We start from the raw sequence: 3,571 nt of genomic DNA on the forward strand, positions 1-3,571 counted from the left end.
ATATATATATATATATATGAAATAAATCAAAATCCATTTACATAAGCACAAAGTTTAGTGCGTGAATGAAGAAATTTTAACTCCACAGATTCTATATTCACGCAATTTTATAGAATCTAGCTTCAAGATATGCTTGTCATTTTGCCTTGCGTAATGCTTTGATATAATTGCGATTTTGAAACCGAGAAAAATCTCATTATAATCGCATTCACATAAAAATGTTATGAAATAAATACTAAGCGCGTTTAAGATTGATCGCTTCTTTAATCAAGTCATCAGAAGTTGTAAAGGCTTTTGCATTCATAGAATAGCCCCTTTGCATTAAGATAAGATTTGTTAGAGCGTCTGCTACATCAACATTGCTTGTCTCAACATAGCCTTGCAATACTTTCCCTTGCTTAAGGTTAGAATCTTCCCCCCACACAAGCTTTGGATTCCCACTAAGTTGTGTTACTTCGCCATTAATCGTGCTAGGATTTAGGGCAAAAAGATTCCCGCCGACCTTTTTTAACCCTTGATCATTTGCAAACATAGCAAGTCCCACACGACCGATCGCTTCTGTTTGTCCATTTGTAAAGGCGACAGAGATAATGCCCTCATTATTGATTCTAATATTAGACATTTCGCCGCGATTTTTACCATCTTGCTCTGTATCATTCACACCAGAATCTTTATAGACTTTATTCGTGCTTCTTGATAGCGTTAGTTTAACACTTTTTTTGCCTAAGAATGGAATCTCCATATCATCAGCTTCTGCCTTACCGCTTGGGTCAAAGAAGATTTTGCCCTCTTTTACTTCACTGCTAATAAGCATGCGATTACCTGAAAATTCATGTATATAGCTACGCACATTCCAAGTCTCTGGCATTTTCTGTGTGCCTTCAGAATCTCCCGCATTTACGAGATAATATTCATTGTGCATAGCATATTTCTTGCCGCCTTCATCAAAGATTTCAGTCGTATTTGTAAAGCTTGGAACGCGTAGATTTGTGCCTGCTAGATAGTCGTTTTTCCCCATATTCTCCATTTCACCACTTAAATGCAATCGCTCAAAGAAATTCCCACTTAGCTTAACTTTTACCGGCGTATTTGTATTATTTTTTAGCACAAGCACACCTTTTGGATCGATTGATCCATTTGGATTTCTATTTAATTCTAAGTCAAGTCCTGTATCTCTCTTTATAAGATATTGCAACTGCCCTATTGTATGAAACTTGCCCTGCGATGAAGTCCCATCACCATATTCATAATGTGCGATTTGCACCGTGCCATCTGGCATTGTTACTTCAATATCTGCTTTTGGAAAAGTATTAGGGCGTATCATATCGCCATCTCTGTTTGCAAGGGCATTAAAGTCTTGGTTAAAGAAGCTTGCTTCATTAAAGACTCCATTGCTTGTGTGTGCTAATACTACATTTTTTAGCTCACCTGTGCGATTTAGATTCACACTTAAATCTACTTTTGTTGTCTCTACGGGCTGATAGCTAATTTGTGGCGGTATAGAGATTGGCTTCATTACGCCTTTTGCGAGTTCTTTATAATCTTTTTCTGGGTCTTGTGAAGCTTTGAAATTATTTCCATTGATTTTTCCAAGATTTACGCCATAGAGATAATACCCTTCAGAATTTACCAAATATCCATCAGAATCTATTGTAAAATCCCCATTTTTTGTAAAGTAGTTTTCATCGCTGACATCAAAATTATCTTCGCCTATTTCAAACTGCCCCTCTTTATTTTTCCCAACGACAAACCAGCCCTTGCCTGTATAAGCCACGCTTGTATCGTTGTCTGCTTTTTTGAGATTCCCCATTTTTGTAATCACATTGTTGCTAGCTCCAGTTACACCATAGCTGAAGTCATTGTTTGTAACCGTCGAAGCATTCATAGAATCCATGCTACGAGAAAATAGCGTCTTAAACTCTGGATCATTTGCCTTGTAGCCAACCGTATTGACATTGGCGATATTGTTTGAGATACTATCAAGCCCAAACTGATGCGTTTTAATCCCGCTCACAGCGTTTAACATCGTGTCATTCATTCTATGCCTCCTGCATTTCTGGAATCTTTTTTGATAAATATAGCCTTTAATCCTATGTAATACGGCTTTTTGATATTTTTAATATGTAGTTTTTAGCAAATTCTGTGCCATTTAGGCATTTTGTGTGTGAATAAATGAGAAGCACAATCCATTCGGTATTTGGACGGACCATAAAGCTGGAGTGTATTCGCTGAAATCTAAAATAACAAAAATCTTAAAGCGCGTTTGTATAAAAACTTGCTATAATCCATATATTTATTTTAAGGGGAAAAAATGCGTGTTATAGAGAGTGAAAGTAAGCAAGGAGCTTATATCATCGTTATATTTGGGTTGATTGCTGCATATTTTGGATTCTATATTTTGACTGGGATTTTGTTGCTTATGTTATTAGCATGGCTATTTTTTTGTAGTTCAAAACTCATTAATCCCACGATACCAAATGCCATAGTATCGCCAATTAGCGGTGTGATAGAAAATATCACTCACAATGGAGATTGTGTTGAGTTTAGCATAAAAGTACGCAGAAATGGCAGGATCTATTCTCCAAGCGACCTGCATGACATAAGCGTGAAAAAATATCATGGATTCTATTTCTTACGAAAAAGTGAGTTATCAAATCAACTTGGTGTAAAAGAACTCATGCAAGCAAAGACAATGCTAGATAATGAGAGTCTCTCTATAAAGATTGAGGTGTTGCCTAGAGTGTTGCGTTTTTGTGGTTTATACGATGGTAAGCTAGAGTCTTTATTTCTAGAAAAAATCGGTTTTTTAAATGTAGGATTGTTACGCATAAGCATTAAGGGAGAGAATCTAAAAGTCCTTGCGAAAGAGCATGAAAGAGTGCTTGGTGGCAGCTCACCGCTTATTACTATTGAAAAATAATCGCTTTAAATAATTACTCAGTCTAAACTAGATTATAATGATTTTAGTATGATAGATTCTAAAAAGAAAAATTTATAAGCTTTTAGAATCTAAGATTTGATTGCTTATCACAAGATTCTAATTTTAAAGAAATTGAAAGCAAAAAGAGAACTAAATCAAACATATATTGCTTGATAATTATATAGGAGCTGATACAAGTCTTACATTAGGAAATCTCCCTAAAAAACAACATCTCGATATGCTTTTATTTTATTGTCAATGTATAGGTAAGATTCCTTTTTATGTAGAAGGAGATTCTAAAGAATACACTTTAGCTATACGAGGTAGCTATGATAGTAGAGATTATGTAGAAGCAGATGCTTGGAATTTATTGATAAAAGAGCAAGTGCCACGAGCCCACCATAATAAATATACTTAATTTTTATGAGCACAGAATCTAAAGGGACTATAAAATGAAAGAATTTAAAATATTGCTGATTATCTATATGATATTAAGCCTATTATTTGCCATTGGGTTTTATGGATTGATAGGAGATTTCCAAAAATCTACTAAATTTTTTATAACACTTTTAGCAATTCCTTTGTTTCCTTATTCCTTATTTTTCTTTATTATAGATACGGTAAAAAACTTTACGATATGGAAGCTAGTAA

The 3,571-nt window shown here is 34.8% G+C and carries 4 protein-coding genes; 3 read left to right on the forward strand and 1 reads right to left on the reverse strand.

Annotation, left to right across the window (positions count from 1 at the left end; all coding sequences use genetic code 11):
- Positions 1–235: 235 nt before the first annotated feature.
- Complete coding sequence (locus T368_RS0111025; protein ID WP_004086186.1) at positions 236–2,038, reverse strand: flagellar hook-basal body complex protein; 1,803 nt, start codon at positions 2,036–2,038, stop codon at positions 236–238.
- A 273-nt stretch (positions 2,039–2,311) separates the two neighbouring features.
- On the opposite strand from T368_RS0111025, the gene T368_RS0111030 reads away from it, so the two are divergent.
- The 3 genes from T368_RS0111030 to T368_RS16385 all read left to right on the forward strand — a co-directional run.
- Entirely contained in the window at positions 2,312–2,920 is a 609-nt protein-coding gene (locus T368_RS0111030) for a hypothetical protein (RefSeq protein WP_004086184.1), read from the forward strand.
- 166 nt (positions 2,921–3,086) lie between these two features.
- Entirely contained in the window at positions 3,087–3,338 is a 252-nt protein-coding gene (locus tag T368_RS0111035) for a hypothetical protein (protein WP_004086181.1), read from the forward strand.
- 34 nt (positions 3,339–3,372) lie between these two features.
- Positions 3,373–3,571 (forward strand): hypothetical protein (locus tag T368_RS16385; RefSeq protein ID WP_027338500.1); only part of this gene is annotated, 199 nt, incomplete at its 3' end.

This window comes from Helicobacter bilis ATCC 51630 (genome assembly GCF_000686565.1).
In the GTDB taxonomy this organism is placed as follows: Bacteria; Campylobacterota; Campylobacteria; order Campylobacterales; family Helicobacteraceae; genus Helicobacter_A; species Helicobacter_A bilis.

Coding starts and splice junctions, on each gene's coding strand:
- T368_RS0111025 (WP_004086186.1), bottom strand. CDS start 2,038: ATGAATGACACGATGTTAAACGCTGTGAGCGGGATTAAAACGCATCAG.
- T368_RS0111030 (WP_004086184.1), top strand. CDS start 2,312: ATGCGTGTTATAGAGAGTGAAAGTAAGCAAGGAGCTTATATCATCGTT.